This window comes from Neomelitea salexigens DSM 19753 (assembly GCF_000422345.1).
Taxonomy (GTDB): Bacteria; Pseudomonadota; Gammaproteobacteria; order Pseudomonadales; family Spongiibacteraceae; genus Spongiibacter; species Spongiibacter marinus_A.
The window spans coordinates 101,840-124,507 of the sequence record NZ_AULP01000005.1 but is presented as its reverse complement, the minus strand read 5'-3'; the positions used below and the strand labels follow the sequence as shown (position 1 = coordinate 124,507).

Below are 22,668 nucleotides of genomic sequence, written 5' to 3'. Positions count from 1 at the left end.
GAGCATTTGTGTCCTCGGTTATTAGTGTGAAAGACGTCAGCAAAGTCTATGACTCAGGCTTTCAAGCTCTGCGCGGCGTCAATTTGGATATTCGGCGCGGCGAGATATTCGCGTTACTCGGCCCTAACGGGGCCGGTAAAACCACCTTGATCAGTATTATCTGCGGTATTGTGAATGCCACGGCTGGGCAGATTCACGCCGGCGCCTTCAATATTGTTTCCGATTATCGGCGTGCCAGGCAGCTTATTGGCCTTGTTCCTCAAGAGCTGTCGACCGACGGTTTTGAAAGCGTATGGGCCACGGTGACCTTCAGCCGCGGCTTGTTCGGTAAGCCGAAAAATGATGCTTACCTCGAGCAAATACTCCGCCAGTTATCGCTGTGGGATAAAAAAGACGAGCGGATTATGGCGCTATCGGGCGGCATGAAGCGGCGAGTAATGATTGCGAAGGCCCTGTCTCACGAGCCTGAAATTTTGTTTCTCGACGAGCCCACAGCGGGGGTGGATGTCGAACTGCGGCGCGATATGTGGCAGATGGTTCACGGCCTGCGCGAGCGCGGTGTGACCATCATTTTAACCACGCATTACATTGAAGAGGCCGAGGAAATGGCCGATCGCATCGGCGTTATTCGCCGCGGCGAAATTGTGCTGGTTGAAGAAAAGAACCGCTTGATGGAAAAGCTCGGGCAAAAGCAGCTGCGCCTGCAATTGCAGCAACCGCTTAGCGAGTTGCCCGCCGATCTCGGGGGCTACCCACTGAGCCTGACTGACGATGGCCACGAGCTGGTATACCACTACGACAGCCAAAGCGAACACACCGGCATCGCCGAGTTGTTTCGTCATTTGGAAATGCACGGCATCGATTACAAAGACCTGCATTCAACCCAGCGCTCGCTGGAGGAAATTTTTGTCAGCCTGGTTGCCGACAGTGATCAGCCGTCAGCCACGGTGGAGGTGGAGCAGTGAATTTTCACGCAGTGCGCGCAATCTATTTGTTTGAAATGAACCGAGCCTGGCGGACGCTGCTGCAAAGTATCGCGTCGCCGGTGATTTCGACCTCGCTATATTTTGTGGTATTCGGCTCGGCAATCGGCTCGAAAATGGTCGCGATCGACGGCATCAGCTACGGCGCGTTTATTATTCCTGGGTTGGTGATGTTGGCGCTGCTGACAGAGAGCATCTCCAATGCCGCGTTTGGCATTTTCTTCCCCAAATATAACGGCACCATCTACGAGTTGTTGTCAGCCCCCGTCGCCCTGCCAGAGATTCTATTGGGCTATGTCGGGGCGGCGGCAAGTAAGTCGATTATCATCGGTTTAATTATGTTGGCAACGGCCCGCCTTTTTGTCGACTACAGTATCGCCCACCCATTTTGGATGCTGGGTTTTCTGGTGTTGACCGCGGTGACCTTCAGTTTATTCGGTTTCATTATTGGCGTGTGGGCCGACGGCTTTGAGAAGTTGCAGATAGTGCCGATGCTGATCGTGACGCCGCTGGCGTTTTTGGGCGGCAGCTTTTATTCAATCAGCATGTTGCCTCCGCTGTGGCAGACCATTACCTTGGCCAATCCGGTGGTCTACCTGATCAGTGGTTTTCGCTGGAGTTTTTACGACGTTGCCGACGTGAACGTCGGTGTCAGCCTGGGGATGACTGTATTCTTTTTGCTGTTATGTCTGGCCTTGATTACCTGGATGTTTCGCAGCGGTTATCGGCTTAAGCAATGACGGTGTGACTGCCGCGACAAACCCGGCAGTCACACTGTGAGGGTGTGTGGCTTAACAGGGGCCGCCTGCGTTCACCCACTGTTCCAATAGTTCAACAAAGCGCGTGTGGTCCACGGGCGGGAGCGTCCGGCCCTCGCCGGGGTCAAATCCCCACAGCACCAGAGGGTCCTCCTCCATGTGCTTGAGCAGGGCTTGCAGGTCTTTACCGCCATTTTTGCTCTGGTCTTTCAGCACCGTGCAGAGTTCTTGCGGCCCCATACCTTCCCAGCCCATGCTCAGTGGCGCCAGGCCCCAGTGCGGCGCACCTGGCACTTTGTCTTCCGCCACGTTTTGTTCCTGGTGACAGGCTGAACACTGGAGTGTCGGCGCGCCGTGATTATCTTCGCCGCGCATAACCAGCTGGTCGTGGCGGCGGCGTTCGTCGCCTTGGCGCGGGAAGTCGGTCAAGGTATGGCAGTTCAAACACCGCGGGTGGGTAAGCACCTCGTAGATCGGTGTAAATAGCGGTGACTGCGCCAGAGCACCGCCGCTGACCAGTAGGGCCAGCGCCGCGCTCAAGCCGAGCCAATAGTTGCGTAGTAATAGCATGCTCCGGCTCCTGTTATGCGGGGTGTTGTTCGGCTAGGGTGTAGCCGAGGTTTTTAAGGGGTAATTCGCGAATTTTCTCGCCGGTTGCCGCAAAAATAGCATTTGCCAGCGCCGGACCGAGGGCCGGTACGCCCAATTCGCCAACACCGCCCGGCGACTCATTGCTCGGCAATACGACGGTATCAATTTGCGGCACTTGGAACATGCGCAGCATTTTGTAGTCATCGAAATTGCTCTGCTGAACCACGCCGTCCTGCAATTCGATCTCGCCGTAAAAAACGCTGGTCAGCGCAAAGATTACCGCGGACTCAACCTGGGCCACTACCAAGTCAGGATTGATGGCCGTGCCCACATCTATCGCGCTGACAATTCGGTGAAGGGTAATGACTTTATCGTCGGATACGCTAAGTTCCACAACTTGAGCGACGTAGCTCATCCAGTGGTTCAGTACGGCGATCCCCTGGCTGCGACCGCCACCTGTGCTGCCCCAGTTTGCTGCTTGCGCGGCGGCGTCCAATACCGCTAATAGGCGGGGCTTACTAGCGAGCATGCCGCGTCGATATTGATAGGGGTCGCGGCTGTAGCTGACGGCAATATCGTCAATAAAGGTCTCCTGAGCAAATACGTCGGTGAATTTGTTCACCGAGCGCATCCACAGTGACGGCATCTGCGGCTTGAGTGTCAGGTGGGCGTCCATCAACACATTGTCGATGTCGTAGGGCATGCCGGTCTCAAGGTCTGTTAACTCCTTAAACGGCGGCAACTGACCCTCCGCGAGGGTGTCGAGCAGTTCCTCGGCATACAGTGATGCCGTGACATCCTGGGTGACCGCGCGGTGCGTCCAGGCAGTGATATTACCCTGATTGTCCATCGAGGCGCCGACGCGCACGGCCGCGGCGGGGCGGTAGTAGCCGCCCTTCATGTCGTCTTCGCGGGTCCACATCACCTTCACGGGTTTTTGGCTTGCCTTCGCCACATGGCAGGCGTCGCGTACGTAGTCAGCCAGCGGGTTGCCGCGGCGACCAAAACCGCCGCCAGAGGACATGGTATGGAACGTGATCTGGTTGGGAAGTAAGCCGAGAATCAGCGACGCAAAGGTTTTATCCAGCGTTGGTGATTGGCTGCCCGTCCAGATGTCGGCCTTGCTGCCGGTGTAGTCCACGGTAACATTCAGTGGCTCCATTGCCGCGTGGGCCTGGAAGGGAAAGAAATAATCGGCGCTGCGATTTTCCGCTGCGGCGAGTTGGGCCACGGGAACCAAACCGTCAACACGAATCGGCACGCCGGGTAAGTTGAGCTTAAAGCTGTACTCGTCGCGCGTGTCATTGGAATCTGTGCGTCCGGCCAACAGCTCATTCCAGCTGACTTCAAGGGCTTGGCGGCCTTTCTCCGCAGACCAGTAGTCGTCGGCGACCACGGCCACGCCGGAGGGAATGGTATGCACTTCGCGCACACCGGGCACCGCCATAGCGGCATTACTGTCGACACTCAGCGCCTGACCAAAAAAGCGTGGCGGGCGGGCAATCACCGCCGTAAGCATGTCGGGAATGTCGACGTCGATACCGTAGAGGTGCGTGCCGTTGACCTTTTCAGCGGCGTCTTTGCGCTGCTTGGACTGGCCAATAATGCGATAGCTTGCCGGGTCTTTTAGCGGCGGGTTACTGGGTACTGGTTGGTTGGCCGCCGATTCGGCGAGTTCGCCGTAGCTGGCACTGCGGCCATTGAGATCGTCGTAGACCACGCCGCGCTCTGTGCGCAAGCTGTCTGCGGAAACCTGCCAGCGCTCGGCGGCGGCGTTGACCAGCATTTGCCTGACCGCTGCACCCACTTGGCGTTGATTGTCGAAATAGCCACGTGTGGTGGCACTGGCAACCGTGAATTGCAGCAGGCCGCCAAAGTACGGATTGTTGAAGCGTGCCGCGACAGGTGAATGTTCGGCAGTTACAAGGTCCCAGTCGGCGTCGAGTTCCTCGGCGACGATCATTGGCATCGATGTCAGCGCGCCTTGGCCAATTTCTGAGGCGCCCACCAATATATGTATGCGGCCGTCGCTGCCAATGCGCATAAACTCACTAACAGTAAACTGCTCTGCATCACTGGGGCCGCCATTGCCGGGGGGCTGGGGGTTATTCGGGTTGGAGCCGCCACCGCCACCACCACCGCCTCCACAGGCAACGAGTAAGCCGCCACCTGCGAGAGCGCTGACGCGTAAAAACTGTCTGCGGGTAAATCCTGAAGTGCTCATGCGCGCCCCCTTACAGTTGTTCGTCTGCGATCTTGTGAATGGCTTTGCGAATGCGGGCATAGGTGCCGCAGCGGCAGATGTTGCCAGACATGGCTTCGTCGATATCGCGGTCGCTGGGCGAGCGGTTTTCCGTGAGTAAGGCGGTGGCCGCCATCACTTGCCCGGACTGGCAGTACCCGCATTGGGGAACGTTTAGTTCTTGCCAGGCCTGTTGAACCAGCCGACCTATCTGTTGTTGGTCAATCGCTTCCACGGTGGTGATGTTGTGGCCCTCTGCGGCGCTAATTGGCATTACGCAGGAACGGGTGGGCTGGTCGTCAACATGAACAGTACAGGCGCCACACAGGGCTTGTCCGCAGCCGTACTTGCTGCCCGTGAGCTTTAAATCTTCGCGCAAAACCCATAGCAGGGGTTTGTCTGCGGGTACGTCAACGGTGTGATCTTCACCATTTACTCGGATTGTAAACATGACTTCTCCTGCACTCTTATTATGTGTGGAACGGTGGAGTGCTTTGGCAATTGTAGAGTGTTTGATCGCGCTGCGCTTGCACCTAGCGCACAGTCCAGCGACGTTGCCGCGATAGTGTAAACCCGTATCTTTACGAACGTTAATCTGCTTCGGATCACGCGGTAAAAAAATTTACATACTCAGCCTGAGGGCGGGTTCCTGAACCAGTGCCAGCTGCTCGCGCAGCATCAGTATGTGCTCGCCCCAATAGCGCTCGGTATTAAACCAGGGGAAGGCGCGGGGAAAGGCCGGGTCGCTCCAGCGCCGCGCTAGCCACGCCGCGTGGTGCATGATGCGCAGCCCGCGCAGGGCCTCCACCAGCACTAATTCGCGGCTGTCGAAGCTGCGAAATTCCTCGTAGCCTTCGACCAGCTCCATCAGCGCTTTTTGGCGAGCATCTGTGTTGCCGGAGAGAAACATCCACAGATCTTGAATCGCAGGCGCCATACGACTGTCGTCAAAATCGACCAGCTGGGTATCACCGTCGCGCCACAATATATTGCCAACGTGGCCGTCGCCGTGGCAGCGAATATTGCGCGCTTGGCAGTCGCTAAAACGCTGTTCAATTAACGCCAATAAGTCGCGGGCCAGGCTTTCGTAAGCCTGGCGCAGGCTGCCCGGAATAAAGTCATTTTCCAGCAGGTAGTGACTGCTGCGTTCGCCAAAGGTCTGCGGGGTCAGGGTCGGGCGATGCTGGAAGTCCTCTGTTTCGCCGACTAGGTGAAGGCGGCCAAACAGGCGCCCCAGCTGAAACAGGTTTTCCATGTCATCCAGCGCCGGGGCGTGACCGCCGCGGCGGGGGTAAAGCGCGAAGCGATAGCCTTCGTGTTCGAACAGACTCTGCCCATCGTCGTTTTGCCAGGGCGGGATCACTGGGATGTCTGCATCATAAAGCTGCTGCGTGAAGTGATGTTCCTCGCTGATTTGGGCGTTGCTCCAGCGCTGCGGGCGATAAAACTTAACCACGAGAGGCTCGGCGTCTTCGATGCCGAACTGATAAACTCGGTTCTCGTAACTGTTTAGTGGGAAGACGCGTAGGTCGCTGACAAACCCCAGCGACTCGACGGCGTCAATAACGCGGTCGGGGTCGAGAGCGGCAAAGTTTTGCTGGTCGGTATTGTCGTTGGCCTTCATGGTATTCCCGTTGGCGAGTCATTGGCCGGGCGCGGGAGTCCGGGCCAGGCACCAGACGTCTACTCGCGTTGCGCCGGCGCGCAGCAGTATAGCGGCCGCCGCATTGGCTGTCGTGCCTGTGGTCAGTACATCGTCTACCAGCGCTAGGTGCTTGCCGCGAATGCGTTCTGGGTGAACGACGCCGAAGGCATTTTTCATGTTGCGGCGGCGCTCTGCCGCCGTTAGTCCCTGCTGTGGTGGTGTTGCATGCTGGCGGCGAAGCAGATCCGCGACCGGAATCGCCAGCGTGTTTCCCCAAAATTGGCTGATAAGCAGCGACTGGTTGTAGCGGCGTTGCCAGCGTCGCCGCCAATGCAGTGGCACGGGCACGAGCGCATCGGGTAGCGGCTCGGCTGCAGCGACCGAGCAGCGCTCTAGCCAAAGTTGCGCCAACAGGCGGCCGCTGGGCGGCTTGGCGTGATGTTTAAAGTCGGCAAGCAGGCTGTCGACCGGAAAGCGGTAATTCAGCGCACACAGGCATTGCTGAAAGCGCGGCGCGCGTTGCAGGCAGCGACCGCATAGCTCGGCAGTCGTCGTGGCGAGCGGCAGCGCGCAGCGTCGGCAATGGTGGCCTAGCCAGGGCAGCGTAGCGCGACAGGCAGGGCAGATCTCGTTTGAAGTGCCGCTGTGATCCAGGCACAGCAGGCACTGGGGTGGCAAGAGGAGTTGCAGTGAGGCGCGAATCGACTTGTAAACCATGGCATCCTGCGTTGGTTGACAGTGAAGGGGCTGCCTGTATCATTATAGCCTTTCGATAAGCCCCTAGAGATTGTCAGATATGAGCAGTATGGAAGCGCCTTCAATTCGTCACGACTGGAGCCCTGAGGAAGTTCAAGCCCTGTTTGAACAACCCTTTAACGACCTGCTGTTTCAAGCGCAAAGCGTTCATCGCGCGAATTTTGATGCCAATAGCGTCCAGGTGAGCACGCTGCTGTCGATCAAAACAGGCGCTTGCCCGGAAGACTGCAAATACTGCCCGCAGAGCAACCGCTACGACACTGGCTTGGAAAAAGAAAAGCTAATGGAAGTGGAGAAAGTGCTGGAAGAGGCACGGGCTGCCAAGGCGCAGGGTTCGACCCGGTTCTGCATGGGGGCGGCGTGGCGCTCACCTAAGAAAAAGGACATGCCCTACGTGACCGCTATGGTGAAGGGCGTGAAAGAGATGGGGCTGGAAACCTGCATGACCCTCGGGATGCTCAGCGGTGAGCAGGCCCAGGAACTGGCTGAGGCGGGTCTGGATTACTACAACCACAACCTCGATACCTCGCCGGAGTACTACGGTGAAATTATCACCACGCGCACCTACGGCGACCGCCTGAACACCCTGGCAAATGTGCGCGACGCGGGCATTAAAGTGTGCAGCGGAGGAATCGTTGGCATGGGCGAGTCTGTGAAAGACCGCGCCGGCCTGCTTATCCAGCTGGCTAACCTGCCGGAGCACCCAGAGAGTGTGCCCATTAATATGTTGGTGCGCGTGGAAGGGACGCCCCTGGCTGAAGAAGTTGATCTGGACCCTTTCGATTTTATTCGCACCATCGCGGTGGCGCGTATCCTTATGCCCAAGTCCCACGTGCGCCTGTCGGCGGGGCGTGAAGAGATGAACGAGCAAATGCATGCCCTGGCGTATTTTGCTGGTGCCAACTCCATTTTCTACGGCGAGAAGCTGCTTACCACGCCAAACCCCGAAGCCAACAAGGATCTGCAGTTGTTCGAGCGCCTCGGTATCAAACCCGAGCAGCGCTGCGCTGCGGCCGACGATGAGGCGACGGAAGCGGCTCTGCTGGGTGAGGTGGAAAAAGCGCGCAACGACAAATTTTTCTACGACGCAACAGCATAAACGCGGTGACAACGCCAACCATGGAGCTGCACCTACAGCAGCGGCTGGCGGAGCGTCGCGAGCAGTCCTTGTATCGACACCGCCGAGAGCTGGGGAGTGCGCAAGATGCGCGCATCCAGCTCAACGGCCGCACTATGCTGCAGTTCTGCAGTAATGACTATCTCGGACACGCCGGCCATCCCAAGCTCATTGAAGCCATGCAGGCTGCCGCCAAAGACTTTGGCGTGGGCGGTGGTGCATCGCACTTGATCTGTGGACACTCCAGCCTGCACCACGAGCTGGAGGAGCGCCTTGCCGAATTTACCGGCCGGGAGCGCGCGCTGCTTTTTTCCACTGGCTACATGGCGAATTTGGGCCTCATTGCTGGCTTGATGCAGCGCGGTGACCACCTGCTAGAAGATAGGTTGAATCACGCCTCACTGCTGGACGGTGGGCTGCTGAGCGGCGCAAAAATGCAGCGCTTTCAACACAGTGATACGGCGGATCTTGAGCGCCGACTAAAAAAACTTCCCCATACTGGTCAGCGCCTGATAGCGGTAGACGCGGTTTACAGCATGGACGGCGATCTGGCCCCTCTGGCTGAGATGGCCGACCTGGCTCGCGGGCACAATGCGTGGCTGATGGCCGACGACGCTCACGGCTTTGGTGTACTGGGCGAGCGCGGTGCAGGAACGGCTGAAATGCTCGGCCTGGATACCCAGCAATTGCCGGTGCTCATGGCCACACTCGGCAAGGCGCTGGGCAGCTTTGGCGCCTTCGTTGCCGGAAGCGCCACACTGATCGAAAGCCTGATCCAGTTTGCGCGCCCCTATATTTACACCACCGCCATGCCCCCCGCAGTCGCGGCGGCAACGCTGGCATCGCTGGATCTCCTGCAAAGTGAGGGCTGGCGTCGGCAGCGCTTGGCTGAGCACATCGACTTTTTTCGGGCGGAAGCGAAGCGCCTGGGGCTGCCGCTAATGGCATCGCAAACCGCGATTCAGCCGCTGATGGTGAATGACGATGCCTTGGCACTGGCGCTCAGCCGTGAGTTGGAAGCCCGAGGCGTATTGGTTTCCGCGATTCGCCCCCCCACCGTGCCGCTCGGTACAGCGCGGCTGCGCATCACCTTGAGCGCCGCGCATAGCCGGGAAGACATTGAAAAGCTGTTAACGACGCTGGAATCGGCATGTTGGGATGTGGCGCCGCAATTGCTGGAATTTCATTCGTGAGTGCACTCTACCGGGAGCGCCTGCCGTCGAGCTCGGACGCCTCTGCAGAGCTGGTGCTGCTGCACGGCTGGGGTAGCTGCAGTGAAATTTGGCGGCCGCTGTTGCCGGCACTGCGAGCGAATTTCTCGGTGACGATTATCGACCTGCCTGGTTGTGGTCGCAGCCCGCTACTGGCCGATATGTCGGTTGAATCTGTTGTGCAGGCGCTGCTGGCGCAGTTGCCCGCCCGCGCCTTATATGTGGGCTGGTCACTGGGAGGGCTGCTGGCAGGCGAGCTGGCGCTCGCTGCACCGGAGCGAGTGAGCGGCTTGGTTCGCCTTGCCAGCAATTTGCGTTTTGTTGCCAATGAGCAATGGCCGCTGGCCATGCCTGCCGAAGATTTTGCCGCGTTCTACACTGGCCTGCTGGAGCAGCCGGAAAAAACACGTAAGCGTTTCAATACCCTGCAATTGCAGGGCGATGTCAGCGCACGCGCGTTGCGTCGACTGTTACCGCCGTGCCACGCGGCGCCGGAGGCGCTGCGCTGGGGGCTGGATTGCCTGCGTGAGCTGGATCAGCGCGAGACCTACACGGGCTTGTCGTGCCCGGTGATGAATATCTACGGCAGTGACGATGTGCTGGTGCCCGCTGCCCTGGCGAAAACGGTGCCTGCTGCGCGCAGCCTGTGTTACGCCGGAGCAGGGCATATTCCTTTTTTGTCGCAGCCGGAGCAGTTTGTTAGCGACATCATCGGCTTTGAAAAAGACTGTATCGCTGAGGCGACGCCACCGAGTATTGAGCGCCATTTTGAAAAGCGCGATGTCGCGCGATCGTTCTCCCGCGCGGCAAACAGTTACGACCGTGCTGCGACCTTGCAGCGCCGAGTCGCGGACGAACTATTTAGCTTGCTTGCCCACCAGCGTGCGCCACAAACGCTGGTCGATCTGGGCTGCGGCACTGGCTACAGCTTGCCGGCGTTGCGTCAGCGTTTTAACGATGCCCAGCTTGTTGGGGTCGACCTGGCTGAGGGGATGCTTGCCTATGCCAGCGAGCATCACTCTGACGACTGCCAGCAATGGGTATGTGGCGATGCCGAAGACCTGCCGCTGGCCGATGCCAGTGTCGACCTGCTGTTTTCCAGCCTGTCTTTGCAGTGGTGCGAAAATGTATCGGCGCTGTTTTCGGAGATTGATCGGGTATTGGCGCCGGGCGGCAAAGCCTTTATCGCGACCCTTGGCCCGGAGACATTGTTCGAGCTTCGCGAGGCGTGGCAAAACGTTGATGGCTATGCCCACGTGAACCGCTTTATCCCCCAGCAGGCGCTGGATACGGCCATTGCCGCGTCGGGGCTGCGGGTGCAGTGGCGGCAGGCTACCGAGGTGCTGTATTACCCGACGGTAACCGCCCTAACCCGAGAGCTCAAACAGCTGGGGGTCAGCAATGTGAATCGCGACCGCCCTCAGGGGCTGGCTAGTCGCAAACGCTTGCAAGCGCTGCAGCAGGCCTACGAAAAATTTCGCCAACCGGCCGGGCTGCCCGCCAGTTACCAGGTGTGGTACCTAGAGCTGGATAAACAACCCTAGAGGAGCACCCTGATGACGCGCCGCCAAAAGCTGTTTATCGCTGGTACCGATACCGATGCGGGCAAAACCTTGATCGCCTGTGGTCTGCTCGAAGCCGCCAAGCAGCAGGGCTTGCGCACCTTGGCGCTGAAGCCTGTCGCGGCGGGGGCGGAACCGGTTGATGGCGAGTTGCGTAACGACGATGCGCTGGCGTTGATGTCGGCGATGTCCGAGTCGATGAGCTACGAACAGGTAAATCCGGTGGTTTTTGCAGAGCCGATTGCCCCGCATATCGCTGCCGAGCGGGCTGGACGGCGCTTGAGCGCTGCCCAATTGGCGGGCTATTGCCGCGGCGCGATGATGCGCCCCGCTGACCTGTTATTGGTAGAGGGGGCCGGTGGCTGGCGAGTACCGTTAAACCAGCGCGAGACCCTGGCGGACTTGGTCATCGAGCTAAATTTACCGGTGGTCCTGGTGGTGGGAATGAAGCTCGGTTGTATTAATCATGCACTGTTAACCGCGGAGGCAATTCGTAGCGACGGCATGCCACTGGCGGGCTGGGTGGCAAACCGAGTAGACCCGGAAATGGCCCGTTTTGACGAGAACCTTGAAACCTTGAAGGCGATGCTTCCCGCACCTTGTCTCGGGGTGGTGCCGCACCTGGGCAAGGGCGCAAGTGGTGCGGATGTGGCACCGTTTATCGACTTGGCAGCGCTGCCGCTATCTTGATTTGCAGGCACTGCGAGCGAGTGCGAATCGACACTTTGCTACGGCATCTTCGACGGTGGGCGCTTCATCTATAGTGACGGTGTTTCGGTGTTGCTGGCCCGCAGGCTTGAACATCTGCTTCACGGTCTCTCGTTGGAGAAGGTTGGAGAAAATGTAGCAGTGGAAAATGCAGCCATTCTCCTCCGCCCAGCGTGCAAAGCGCTGGCCAGCTTTCACCACTTCAGGCGTATGGAGCTCATAGTCATTGAGATCGATCACGCGGCACCAAGGGCGTCCTTGCAGTGCTTGCACCTGCTGTCTTAACGCCTTGCCGTATTCAGTGGCTGCTTCCTCATTCCAGCTACCGTGGAGTTTGGCGATAACAATATCGTCTTGCCAGTGCAATTGATGATCGCCGTGAGCGCGGTAAATCATAGTTTTTGGTCTATGTTTTCCTCTACATAGTGTCAAAGTTAGCCCGATCTGTTTTTTTGTCTACATCCGTAGAACTCCGTAGCTGCGAATGAAAATTTTGCTAAGTGATTGTTTTTTATAGATTAGGTGTGTTTTTTATTGGCCGTGGTGACAAAATTCTTGATCTTTTCGGCCTTGCGCAACGTAGATAAATCGATATAGTTGTCACCGTCAACATTGCAGCGATTCATCGCTCGCAGTAACTAACGTGAGGTTTCATCATGCCGCAATATAAAGCGCCACTACGCGATATCAATTTCGTACTCAAAAATGTGCTCAACGCAAACGAGCATTTTGCGAGCCTGGCCGGCCGTGAAGAAGTGAGCGAGGATCTGCTGGACGCCATCCTTTCTGAAGGCGCCAAATTTTCTGAAAATGTTCTGTCGCCGCTTAACCAAGTTGGCGATCAGGAAGGCTGTGTATGGTCGGAAGGCGGCGTAAAGACGCCAACCGGCTTTAAAGAAGCCTACCAACAATTTGCTGAAGGTGGTTGGCCGTCGATGACTGCTGACGCCCGCTTTGGCGGCCAAGGCCTGCCCAACTCGCTTGGCCTGGTCGTGACCGAAATGGTCAGCTCAGCGTGCTGGGCGTGGGGTATGTACACGGGCTTGTCTCAGTCGGCTGCGCGCCTGCTGGAAAACTACGCCAGCGAAGACCTGCAAAACGAATACCTGCCTAAAATGACCGACGGTACCTGGGGCGGCACTATGTGTCTGACCGAGCCCCATTGCGGTTCAGATCTGGGCATTCTGCGCACCAAGGCCGAAGCCAACGCCGATGGTAGCTACAACGTGACTGGCACCAAGATCTTTATCTCAGGTGGCGAGCACGACATGATGGAAAACATCATTCATTTGGTACTGGCCCGCATTGACGGTGCGCCAGCGGGAACCAAGGGCATCTCCCTGTTCCTGGTACCTAAATTCCTGCCTGATGCAGACAACAATATCGGCGAACGCAACGGCGTGAGCTGTGGCAGCATCGAGCACAAAATGGGCATCAAAGCCTCTGCAACTTGTGTGATGAACTTCGACGGCGCCAAGGGCTTCCTGGTCGGCGAAGAGAACCGCGGTCTGCAGGCGATGTTCCACATGATGAACTCTGCCCGTCTGGGTACTGCTCTGCAGGGCTTGTCTGCAGGTGAAGCATCATTCCAAGGCGCGCTGGAGTACGCTCGCGAGCGTCTGCAAATGCGTTCACTGAGCGGCCCGAAAAACCCAGAAGGCCCCGCTGATCCGCTGATCGTGCACCCCGATGTGCGCCGTATGCTGCTGACTCAGAAAGCACTGGCTGAAGGTAGCCGTGCGTTTATCTACTGGGTGGCGCAACTGGTCGACACTTTCTACTTCAGCGGCGACGAGCAAGCGCGTAAAGATGCAGAAGAACTGTCTGAACTGCTGACGCCGATCGCCAAGGCCTTTGTTACCGAGACGGGCCTGGAGTCTGCCAACTACGGTATGCAGGTATTTGGTGGTCACGGCTACATCTCAGAGTGGGGCATGGAACAGATCGTTCGCGACCTGCGCATCTCCACACTGTACGAAGGCACAACCGGCATTCAGGCCCTCGACCTGCTGGGTCGCAAGGTAATGGGTACTGGCGGCAAGCAGCTGATGGTCTTCACCAAGATCATTCACAAGTTCTGTGAAGAGAATGCATCGAATCCCGAGCTGGAGCCGTTCATCAGCAAGCTGGCTGAATTGAACAAAGAGTGGGGCGAAGTCACCATGAAGCTGGGTGAGAAAGCCATGCAGAACCCCGACGAAGTCGGTGCTGCATCGGTGGACTACCTGATGTATTCTGGCTACATCTCGCTGGCTTACATGTGGGCACGCATGGCCGCTGCCGCCGCAGACGGTGCTGCCGACGACGAGTTCCTGAAAGCCAAGCTGCAGACTGCGAAGTTCTATTACGATCGCCTGCTGCCGCGTACTGAATCGCACAAATTGTCCATGCTCAACGGCGCTGACAGTTTGATGGAGATGCCCGAAGAGGCATTTGCGTTCTAAATTAGCAAGGTCCCAAACGAGCAACGCCCACCCTTCGGTGGGCGTTTGTGCATTGCGTTATGGATAGCGACTGATCGTCGCGAAAGAATGTGGAGAATCAGATATGCCCGAATATAAAGCGCCGCTGCGTGATATGCAGTTTGTCCTGCACGAGGTATTTAAGGCCGAGCAGCTTTGGCAAAACATGCCGGGAACCGAGGAAGTTAACCGCGAGCTGGCGGATGCGATCCTTGAAGAAAGTGCCAAGATCAATGAAAACCTGATCGCCCCTTTGAGCCAGTCTGGCCATGAAGAGGGTGTGAAGTGGGACGACGGTGTTGTCACCACACCCAAAGGGTATCCGGAAGCGTTCAAACAACTGGCCGAGGGCGGCTGGGGTGGTCTGGCGGGTGAGCCGAACTACGGCGGCCAGAACATGCCGAAGATGCTGGTGCTGTTGTTCGAGGAAATGCTGTACTCCTCCAACATCGCGATGGGCCTCTACCTGACCCTGACCTCAGGCGCGGCACTGGCCATCGACAACCACGCCTCCGATGATCTTAAAGAAAAATACCTGCCCAACATGTACTCCGGTCAGTGGGCTGGCGCCATGTGTTTGACAGAGAGCCACGCGGGTACCGACCTGGGTATGATCCGTACCAAGGCCGAGCCACAAGCTGACGGCACTTACAAAATCACTGGTACCAAGATCTTTATCACTGGTGGTGACCACGATCTGACCGAAAACGTTATCCACCTGGTGCTGGCAAAACTGCCCGATGCTCCAGCAGGTTCTAAAGGTATTTCACTGTTCCTGGTACCCAAGGTAAAAGTGAATGACGACGGCAGCCTTGGCGAGCGCAACGGCGTGAACTGCGGCAGCATCGAGCACAAAATGGGTATCAATGCGTCGGCCACCTGTGTGATGAACTTCGACGGTGCCGAAGGCTACCTCGTTGGTGAAATCAACCGCGGCCTGCAAGGCATGTTCACCATGATGAACTACGAGCGCCTGTCAGTAGGTATTCAGGGCCTGAGCGCCGCGCAAACTGCCTACCAGTGGTCTTGCGAATACGCGCGTGAGCGTCTGCAAAGCCGCGCACCGACTGGTCCTGTTAACCAAGCTGGCCCCGCCGATCCAATCGTTGTTCATCCCGATGTTCGCCGCATGCTGCTCACTCAGAAAGCACTGGTTGAAGCGGGTCGCGCATTTGCTGTGTACGTGGGCAAGCAGTTGGATGTGTCTAAATTTGGCGACGGCGATGCCAAAGCGGCAGCTGCCGGCATGGTTGAGTTGTTGACGCCTGTTGCGAAAGCCTTCCTGACCGACAAGGGCTTCGAGGGTACCGTACTGGGTCAGCAGTGTTACGGCGGCCACGGCTACGTGCGTGAGTGGGGCATGGAGCAACTGGTGCGTGACGTGCGCATTGCGCAAATCTACGAAGGCACCAACGGCATCCAGGCGATGGACCTGATGGGTCGTAAGGTTGCCGCCAATGGCGCGAAAAACCTTCAGGCACTGATCGCTGAAATGCGCGCCTTCAGCGCCGACTCAGCATCGGTAGCGGGCATGGATGAATTCCTTAACCCGCTGAACGACGCCGTAGACAATCTCGAGTCGCTGACCAAGTTTGTACTTGAGCAAGCGGGCAGCGATGCCAACGCGATTGGCGCAGCCGCGAACGAATACCTGCACGTAATGGGCTTCACAATGTTCAGCTACATGTGGGCAATGATGTGTCGCACTGTGCTCAGCGGTGAAAGCCAGCAGGGTGAAGAGTTCGACAAAGCCAAGCTGCAAACCGCTCGCTTCTTCGTTCAGCGCCTGTTGCCACAGGCCAGCGCACTGAGCGCATCGATCCGTAACGGTAGCAGCACGTTGATGGATATTGCGGAAGAAGCGTTCGTTTAATCGCGCGTATTACACAGCCAGCCGGGCACTGCTCGGCGACGGCTGGAGTTGAAGGCGGCATCCTGTGATAATGGGGCCGCCTTTTTTTATGGCAACGTTTTTATATTGGGGCGGTAATTGATGGAAAACGAACACAATAAGCTGTATCCCGAAGACCAGCAAAAGGTCGACGAGTATTTAAAGGCCGGCTACAACGACGTCGAGCGAAAGCCCTTTAAGCCGTTTAAATTGCTGCTGATTCTCGCTGCGTCGGTCACCTCAATGACGCTGTTGAGCCTTTGGCTGGCGACGTTTGTGGGTATCGGTTAGCGTCGCACCTCTATAAGCCGGAGGCGCAATGCCCCCGGCTGAGTCCTTACTGAGTGTGAATGGGGAGCTGCACCGTGCCATTCACGCTAACCGGCAGAGGCGGTTGCACCAAGCCCGCAGGATATAAATAGTAAGGGTGAATGCCGTAGACCATCAGTCCCAGTTCATCGCCCACCTGTAAGTCCTCGTTCACACCGACAAGCTCCAATTGCTTGGCGCCGATACCGCGCACGGGTCGTACCTGGTCGTTAACCAGCGCTGCGTCGCCGCCACGGCGTTTACCCAGGCCTATATACAGCAGGTTGCCGTCACCATTGCCGCCCTCCAATAGCAGGTTGGCAGTGGGGATGCCGGCCAGCAAGCCGTCGCTGTCTACCGTGATCAGCGGAATAAACTGACCCGCCGCGAGGGTTTTATTGATCACTTCAGCGGGAATCAAATTCAGGATGTCATTGAGGGAATCGGCGATGGAGGCTGGGTCCTGTAAGCCGCCCAATACCGCCTCAAGCACGGCCGCGGTTTCGCCGGGTAAGCCCGCTAATACCTCTAGCAAGGTGCTCAGAGGCAGGGCCTGCAAGAGATTAATCACGTAGGCAGCACCGCCGGGAATCACTTGGCTGGCCGGCAGTAGGGTTGTGGTGCCACCGCGAACCACGCTGCTGAAACTGCGACCCTGCTGAGACGCCGCGTGGCTGAAGCACACGTCGGGCAGGTCTTGTTGCGGTTCGCCCATCAGTTTATTGGCGAGGAAACCCAGCGCGATGGTGGTGGTGTCGAATTGCTGGTCGTCGCAGTACAGGGTCTCGTCAGTGCCAAACAGGATCATTTCACCGGCATCTTGCAGCAGTGGCAAAATATGCCCCTCGCGCTGCACAAACAAATGGGTGTCGCGGCCTTGCCCGGTCCAGCACTCGTAATTTTCAACAGCCTCGTTGGCATTGAACAAGATATCGTTAGCGCCTTGAATAAACAGCGCGTCTGCTTTGGATAAGGTGCCGCCGTCGCTACGCTCACCCAGGCAGTAGGACAGGGGGCCGTGCCCCGCGAGCTTGTCGATAACCGACTGGTCGATATTGCCGGTGGAGTTGGCCTGCAGAAACGCTGGCCACAGGTAGTCTTCCAGGTTGCCCATCGAGGCAATGCCCAATATGTCCAGCCAGCTGGTTTTAGGACTGCTGTCTGCGTACAAGCTATAGGGCAGGTGGCTCCAGGTGGCCAGCGGTACAATGGCGTCGAAGCGTTTATCTACGCTTGAACACACGGTTTGAAAGCCGCCGCCGTAGGACAGGCCGACCGAGCCGATTAGCGGGTCGCCATTGTCGCGCTTCAAATTCGGCAGGTTGGTTTCCGCCCAGTCGATGATGGAGGAAATGCTTTTGCAATCCACATCGGGGTCCATCACACTAATTTTCCCGGTGCTGTCACCGAAGCCGCGCTGGTCGAAGCTGATCACATAGTAGCCCTTGTCCAGCCACGCTTGGCGAGCCACATCACCGGAAACATCTTTAGTTGTGAACGCTTCCAGTGGATTGGGGTTTTCCAGATTTTTTGCGCGGGAAAGACCAAAACCGTGACCGTGCAGAATCAACGGTACGGCTTTGCCGTTCGGGTTCTCCGGTGTATAGGCGGTAAAGGCGATGGTTTCGCCGTCGTCGGCGGTAATGGCCTGGTCGCTGAAGGTTTTTGCCTCAGCAACACCGCCGTTACCACTTGGCGAGCCGTTATTGGTCGTCGACGAGGATGAACTGCTACCGCAGCCGCTAAGCAAAAGCGCGGCGCTGATGCCGAGTACAGGCAAGAGTTTCTGGGGCATAACGGTTCTCTTTATTGGTGTTTATGACACGGAGTATACGGAACGCCCGCGGCCGCTAGAAGTGTGAATATGACGTGACAGCTTAGCGGCGTGACGTGGGTCGATATAAGGGGAAGGAAATGAGGGATTGGCTGTGCGAAATAGCTGATTACGACAGTGAGCGTGATCGTAAGGCTATCGTGTTGTTGATGGAGTGCTACGCCAAAGACCCGATGGGTGGTTCAGACGCGCTGGCACCAGAAGTGGTATCGGGTTTGTGTGATGCGCTGGCCGAGCAGCCGGGAGCGGTCAGTGTCATCGCCTGGGACGGTGAGCAAGCCATTGGTCTGATCAATGCCTTTGTGGGGTTTTCTACCTTCAAAGCCAAACCGCTGTTGAATATCCACGACATTATTGTGCACCCCGCCTGGCGTCGGCGCGGCGTGTGTTCGGCCATGCTGAAGCATATTCAAACACTGGCGCAGAGGCGCGGTTGCTGCAAGCTGACGTTGGAGGTATTGGAAGGCAATACCGCTGCTCGACAGAACTATCAGCGCTTTGGTTTTGTCGACTACCAATTGCGGCCGGAGTACGGCAGCGCGCGCTTTATGGAGAAGCCTTTGGAGGGCGCCATAGATGAGTAGCCAAACCTTGTCACGAATTGTTGTATTAACCGGCGCGGGCATTTCCGCCGAGTCGGGTATACAGACCTTTCGCGCGGCCGATGGCCTCTGGGAAGAACACCACATTGAAGACGTGGCCACCCCGGAAGGGTTTGCGCGCAACCCCGAGCGAGTCCATGACTTTTACAACCGTCGCCGTCAGCAATTATTGTTAGCGGATATCGCGCCCAATCCTGCTCACATTGCGCTGGCGGAGTTGGAGAAACACTTTGCTGGTGACCTGCTGTTAGTCACCCAAAATATCGACAACCTTCACGAGCGGGCCGGTTCAAATAAGCTGCTGCACATGCACGGCGAGCTGTTGAAGATGCGCTGCGCCACTAGCGGCCAGTGTTTTGAGATCCAGCAGGATCTGCTGCCATCACAGCATTGTGAATGCTGTAATTTGCCGCAGACACTGCGTCCCCACGTGGTATGGTTTGGCGAGATGCCGCTGTATATGGACGATATTCAGCGGGCGCTGTCTCAGTGCCAGTTATTTATTGCCATAGGCACCTCCGGGCAGGTGTATCCCGCCGCTGGCTTCGTTCATGAGGCGCGCCGTTCCGGTGCGCACAGTATTGAGGTTAATATCGAGCCAGCGAGCCCCGCCAGTGAATTTGCCGAGCATCGCCAGGGCCTGGCCAGTGTAGTGTTGCCACAACTTTGTGAAGACATACTCAATGGCGCTTACGACTAATGCGCTACAAGGAAAACAACACATGAAAAGTTTTATTGTCGATGCCTTCAGTGACCAGCCGTTCTCCGGTAACCCGGCTGCTGTCGTTTTACAAAACCGTCAACTCGATGACGAAAACCTGCAAAAAATCGCCGCGGAATTTAACCTCTCGGAAACCGCATTTCTCCAGCCGCTGGACAGCCAGGGTGAGCGCTGGAGTCTGCGCTGGTTTACCCCGAAAGCGGAGGTGTCCCTCTGCGGGCATGCAACGCTGGCTTGTGCGCACGCCTTATGGGAACAGTGTCAGATTGGCGCCGAAACCTTACGTTTTGACACCCTGAGCGGCGAGTTGCGCGTGCAGCGTTGCGGCGACAGCCTATCGATGGACTTTCCCTTGTGTGTGACGCAAAGCTGTCGCTTTGACGGCTGGCCTGCCAGCCTCACCGTTGGTGCCGTAGCGGCGGCAACCGCAGGCGAAGATCTATTGCTAGAGCTGACGGATCAGCGTGCGGTGGAGAAGTTTACGGCTGACAGCGTGGCTATCTCAGCCCTGAATGTAAGGGGCTTAATCGTTACCGCTCGCGGCGAGCAGCATGACTTTGTCTCGCGCTTCTTCGCACCGGCTGTCGGTATTGACGAGGACCCAGTGACAGGGTCGGCGCATTGCGCGTTGGCGCATTACTGGCAGCAAAAGCTCGCTCGCGATAGCTTTAATGCGCGGCAAATCTCCGCGCGCGGTGGTAATGTCGGTATTGCCATACACGGCGATCGGGTCGTTTTGTCGGGTAGTGCCCGCACCGTATTGGCCGGGGAACTGATGATTTAAGTTTGTGGCGGAATCGCGCCTCGATGGCGCCGGTAGTCGCTGGGTGCAATGCCCAGCACTTTTTTAAAAAGCCGGGAAAAATAATACATATCGTCATAACCCAGCGTGGCCGCCACTTCCTTCACCGACATTGCCGTGCTGTCCAGCAGGTAGCAAGCGCGCTGTATTTTCATGTGAATAAAGTACTGAATCGGCGACTGCCCGCTCCAGGCTTTAAACTTTTTAATAAAGTGATACTTCGACATGTTGGCGCTGGCGGCGAGCGTTTCTAGGTTCAGCTGGCCGTGAATATGTTCCTGCATTACCGCGCGAATATGTTCCCAATCCAGGCGTTTGCCGCCACGTGAGGGTTGCTGGCGAACCAGCAAGGCGATGTAGCTCAGTAGAGCCTGTAACTGGTGACAGCCCTGAATAAATTCGGCGAGTTGATAGGCGCTGCGTCGCAACTCTGACAGGCCATCAAAAATGCGTACCACACGAGGTTGAACGCCAATATGGATATGCGGGGTGTGTAGCTGACTGTGGCGATAAAAGTCGTCGGCCAATCGGCCGTCAAAGTGCAGCCAGTAAATGGTCCACGGCGTGTCGTCGTCGGCGGCGTACTGGTGCGCCATGCCCTTGGGCAACAAAATTAAATCCCCGCTGGTAATGGTGAACTGGCGCTCGCCACTGCGCAAAACACCACTGCCATCAATACAGTAAATTAAAAGAAAGCTGTCGTGCTGATCCCGTTCCATACGGTGGCCGTGGGCATAGGGGTAGTAGCCCATAGCCAGTGGGTACAAGGCTTCGCTCAGTGGGTGGGAGGCCAGTTGTTGGGCGACGCGCTGCGGCGTGAGGAAGCGCACGCCATCGGTGGGAAGGGGCCAGTCAGAGGTGATGCTCATAATTATGGCCTAGCCGGAGTGGTTCTTTGGTGTAGCAATATAGTCCATCAATAGCCCAATATAGTCAATCCAGAAGCCAGCTGAGCTGTGGTTTTATAGCGGCCTGTTAACAATTTCGTCCTATGCGCGGTTGCTGGGGCACAGAGATCAGCAGGTAAACACCATGGAAAAAACCCAACAGGCAGAGGCCAACGCCGCCGACTATATTGCAGGTTTGATGGCGCGGTCGCGCGCTGCTCAGCAGCAAATTGCGCACTACAGCCAGCAGCAGGTTGATGAATTGATCACGGCCATGGTGTGGGCTGTTGCCAAGCCGGGGGTTGCCGAAGAGGTGGCGCGCTTTACCGTAGAGGAAACCCAGCTGGGTAATTACGAGGGCAAGTATTTAAAAATCGCCAAGAAAACGCGGGCAACACTGTTCGATATTTTGCACGACAAATCGGTGGGTGTGATTGAAGAAGACCGCGAGCGCAATATTGTTAAAATCGCCAAGCCAGTCGGTGTGATCGGCGCCTTGGCACCCTGCACTAACCCCGAAGCAACGCCGGTGATTAAGTCTATTTTTGCTGTAAAAGGGCGCAACGCCATCATTATTGCGCCGCACCCGCGCTCCAAGCTCACCAATAAAATGATCTGCGACCGCATGCGCGCCGCCATTGCCGCGCTGGGCGCTCCCGAGGACTTGGTCATCGCGATTGAGCAGCCCTCACTGGAAAGCACCAACGAACTCATGAAACAGTGCGACCGCATTCTGGCTACCGGTGGCGCGGCAATGGTGAAGTCGGCCTATGCCAGCGGCACACCTGCACTGGGCGTGGGAGCGGGCAATGCAGTGATTGTTGTCGATGACACCGCTGATTTGGAGATGGCTGCAGAAAAAATCCGCCTTTCAAAAACGCTAGATTTGGCCGCGTCGTGCTCGTCCGATAACTCGGTGGTGGCGTTTGACGCCATTGCCGACAGCCTGCTCGACAAGCTTCAGGCCGAGGGCGGCTATATTTGCAACAGCGAAGAAAAGCAGCGCTTGCAGGTGTTGATCTGGGAAGATGGCTACATCAACAGCAAAATTGTCGCCCAGCCGGCATCGGTGTTGGCGGCGATGGCGGGTATCGACCTGCCTGAGGGCAAGCAGTTTTTCATTGTGCCGGAAACCGGCGCGGGCGCGGAGCATCCTTTCTCAGGGGAAAAAATGTCGGTGGTAATGGCCTTCTATCGCGTGTCCGACCTGGACGAGGCCATTGCCACCACCAATGCCATTCAGGCGTATCAGGGTCGGGGGCATAGCTGCGGCATCTACTCGCGCAGCGATGACAATATCCAGCGCTACGCCGAGCAAACGTTTACCTCGCGGGTGATGGTAAATCAGCCGCAAGCGCCGTCGAATAGTGGTAATGTTTGGAATGGTATGCGCCAGACCTTTTCGCTCGGTTGTGGCAGTTGGGGCGGCAATGGCACCAACAATAATATTAGCTGGCAAGACCTGGTAAACATTACCTGGGTGTCGCGGCCGTTGGCACAAACCAAACAGCTTCCCGCCGACGAGCAGTTATTTGCCTCAGCGATTGCCGCCGAGCGTGACGCAGGTTTGGCGCCCAGCGCATAAGT

21 protein-coding genes are annotated in these 22,668 nt (G+C 57.3%); 13 read left to right on the top strand and 8 right to left on the bottom strand.

What is annotated here, in order from left to right:
* The first annotated feature begins 8 nt into the window (after window positions 1–8).
* Window positions 9–965 carry an ABC transporter ATP-binding protein gene (locus tag H573_RS0109540; RefSeq protein WP_027874066.1) on the top strand — a complete coding sequence of 319 codons (957 nt, stop codon included), beginning with the start codon at window positions 9–11 and terminating at the stop codon, window positions 963–965.
* Complete coding sequence (locus H573_RS0109535) at window positions 962–1,723, top strand: ABC transporter permease (RefSeq protein ID WP_027874065.1); 762 nt, start codon at window positions 962–964, stop codon at window positions 1,721–1,723. Before H573_RS0109540 ends, H573_RS0109535 begins: the two co-directional genes overlap by 4 nt.
* A gap of 51 nt (window positions 1,724–1,774) precedes the next feature.
* On the opposite strand, the gene H573_RS0109530 is transcribed toward H573_RS0109535, so the two are convergent.
* The 5 genes from H573_RS0109530 to H573_RS0109510 form a co-directional block, all read right to left on the bottom strand.
* Entirely contained in the window at window positions 1,775–2,311 is a 537-nt protein-coding gene (locus H573_RS0109530; protein WP_027874064.1) for a hypothetical protein, read from the bottom strand.
* A gap of 13 nt (window positions 2,312–2,324) precedes the next feature.
* Entirely contained in the window at window positions 2,325–4,556 is a 2,232-nt protein-coding gene (locus H573_RS0109525) for a xanthine dehydrogenase family protein molybdopterin-binding subunit (protein ID WP_027874063.1), read from the bottom strand.
* 10 nt (window positions 4,557–4,566) lie between these two features.
* Window positions 4,567–5,025, bottom strand: a complete 459-nt coding sequence (locus H573_RS0109520) for a (2Fe-2S)-binding protein (protein ID WP_027874062.1) — start codon at window positions 5,023–5,025, stop codon at window positions 4,567–4,569.
* A 171-nt stretch (window positions 5,026–5,196) separates the two neighbouring features.
* The gene (locus H573_RS17730) at window positions 5,197–6,198 is read right to left on the bottom strand and encodes a serine/threonine protein kinase (protein WP_036256357.1); all 1,002 of its coding nucleotides are present in this window, start codon (window positions 6,196–6,198) and stop codon (window positions 5,197–5,199) included.
* Window positions 6,199–6,216: 18 nt separating this feature from the next.
* Window positions 6,217–6,936: a ComF family protein gene (locus tag H573_RS0109510; RefSeq protein ID WP_051171173.1), complete on the bottom strand. Its 720-nt coding sequence runs from the start codon at window positions 6,934–6,936 to the stop codon at window positions 6,217–6,219.
* Between the two features lie 88 nt (window positions 6,937–7,024).
* On the opposite strand from H573_RS0109510, the gene bioB reads away from it, so the two are divergent.
* From bioB to bioD, 4 genes are read left to right on the top strand one after another with little or no spacing between them, the layout of a single operon-like run.
* Window positions 7,025–8,074 carry a biotin synthase BioB gene (gene bioB / locus H573_RS0109505; RefSeq protein WP_422730527.1) on the top strand — a complete coding sequence of 350 codons (1,050 nt, stop codon included), beginning with the start codon at window positions 7,025–7,027 and terminating at the stop codon, window positions 8,072–8,074.
* Window positions 8,075–8,079: 5 nt separating this feature from the next.
* Window positions 8,080–9,285, top strand: a complete 1,206-nt coding sequence (gene bioF / locus H573_RS17725; protein WP_422730525.1) for an 8-amino-7-oxononanoate synthase — start codon at window positions 8,080–8,082, stop codon at window positions 9,283–9,285.
* Window positions 9,282–10,847 (top strand): malonyl-ACP O-methyltransferase BioC, encoded by a 1,566-nt coding sequence (gene bioC / locus H573_RS19320; protein WP_161624252.1) that lies wholly within the window; start codon window positions 9,282–9,284, stop codon window positions 10,845–10,847. Before bioF ends, bioC begins: the two co-directional genes overlap by 4 nt.
* A 12-nt stretch (window positions 10,848–10,859) precedes the next feature.
* Window positions 10,860–11,555, top strand: coding sequence for a dethiobiotin synthase (gene bioD / locus H573_RS0109490; protein ID WP_027874058.1), 696 nt, complete (start codon window positions 10,860–10,862; stop codon window positions 11,553–11,555).
* Here the strand turns inward: bioD and H573_RS0109485 are convergent.
* Window positions 11,547–11,969, bottom strand: coding sequence for a hypothetical protein (locus tag H573_RS0109485; protein ID WP_027874057.1), 423 nt, complete (start codon window positions 11,967–11,969; stop codon window positions 11,547–11,549). The genes bioD and H573_RS0109485 overlap by 9 nt on opposite strands.
* A 260-nt stretch (window positions 11,970–12,229) precedes the next feature.
* Here H573_RS0109485 and H573_RS0109475 point away from each other — a divergent pair, with 260 nt between their 5' ends.
* From H573_RS0109475 to H573_RS0109465, 3 genes are all read left to right on the top strand, one after another.
* Window positions 12,230–14,017 carry an acyl-CoA dehydrogenase C-terminal domain-containing protein gene (locus H573_RS0109475; RefSeq protein ID WP_027874056.1) on the top strand — a complete coding sequence of 596 codons (1,788 nt, stop codon included), beginning with the start codon at window positions 12,230–12,232 and terminating at the stop codon, window positions 14,015–14,017.
* 103 nt (window positions 14,018–14,120) lie between these two features.
* Window positions 14,121–15,908 carry an acyl-CoA dehydrogenase C-terminal domain-containing protein gene (locus H573_RS0109470; RefSeq protein ID WP_027874055.1) on the top strand — a complete coding sequence of 596 codons (1,788 nt, stop codon included), beginning with the start codon at window positions 14,121–14,123 and terminating at the stop codon, window positions 15,906–15,908.
* 120 nt (window positions 15,909–16,028) lie between these two features.
* Complete coding sequence (locus H573_RS0109465; protein ID WP_027874054.1) at window positions 16,029–16,217, top strand: DUF3094 family protein; 189 nt, start codon at window positions 16,029–16,031, stop codon at window positions 16,215–16,217.
* Window positions 16,218–16,263: 46 nt separating this feature from the next.
* Here H573_RS0109465 and H573_RS0109460 read toward each other — a convergent pair whose 3' ends face one another.
* On the bottom strand, window positions 16,264–18,030 hold the full coding sequence (locus tag H573_RS0109460) for an alpha/beta hydrolase (protein WP_027874053.1): 1,767 nt from the start codon (window positions 18,028–18,030) through the stop codon (window positions 16,264–16,266).
* Window positions 18,031–18,149: 119 nt separating this feature from the next.
* Here H573_RS0109460 and H573_RS0109455 point away from each other — a divergent pair, with 119 nt between their 5' ends.
* Genes H573_RS0109455 through H573_RS0109445 form a run of 3 tightly spaced genes read left to right on the top strand, consistent with a single transcriptional unit; the run spans window position 18,150 to window position 20,176 of the window.
* Window positions 18,150–18,653, top strand: coding sequence for a GNAT family N-acetyltransferase (locus tag H573_RS0109455; protein WP_027874052.1), 504 nt, complete (start codon window positions 18,150–18,152; stop codon window positions 18,651–18,653).
* Window positions 18,646–19,371 (top strand): Sir2 family NAD+-dependent deacetylase, encoded by a 726-nt coding sequence (cobB, locus tag H573_RS17720; RefSeq protein ID WP_036256350.1) that lies wholly within the window; start codon window positions 18,646–18,648, stop codon window positions 19,369–19,371. The genes H573_RS0109455 and cobB overlap by 8 nt, the downstream gene beginning before the upstream one ends.
* A 22-nt stretch (window positions 19,372–19,393) precedes the next feature.
* Complete coding sequence (locus tag H573_RS0109445; protein ID WP_027874051.1) at window positions 19,394–20,176, top strand: PhzF family phenazine biosynthesis protein; 783 nt, start codon at window positions 19,394–19,396, stop codon at window positions 20,174–20,176.
* Here the strand turns inward: H573_RS0109445 and H573_RS0109440 are convergent.
* Window positions 20,173–21,063 carry an AraC family transcriptional regulator gene (locus H573_RS0109440; RefSeq protein ID WP_027874050.1) on the bottom strand — a complete coding sequence of 297 codons (891 nt, stop codon included), beginning with the start codon at window positions 21,061–21,063 and terminating at the stop codon, window positions 20,173–20,175. The two genes, H573_RS0109445 and H573_RS0109440, sit on opposite strands and share 4 nt — an antisense overlap.
* A 163-nt stretch (window positions 21,064–21,226) precedes the next feature.
* Here H573_RS0109440 and H573_RS17715 point away from each other — a divergent pair, with 163 nt between their 5' ends.
* Window positions 21,227–22,666, top strand: a complete 1,440-nt coding sequence (locus tag H573_RS17715; protein WP_051171171.1) for an aldehyde dehydrogenase family protein — start codon at window positions 21,227–21,229, stop codon at window positions 22,664–22,666.
* Window positions 22,667–22,668: the final 2 nt, after the last annotated feature.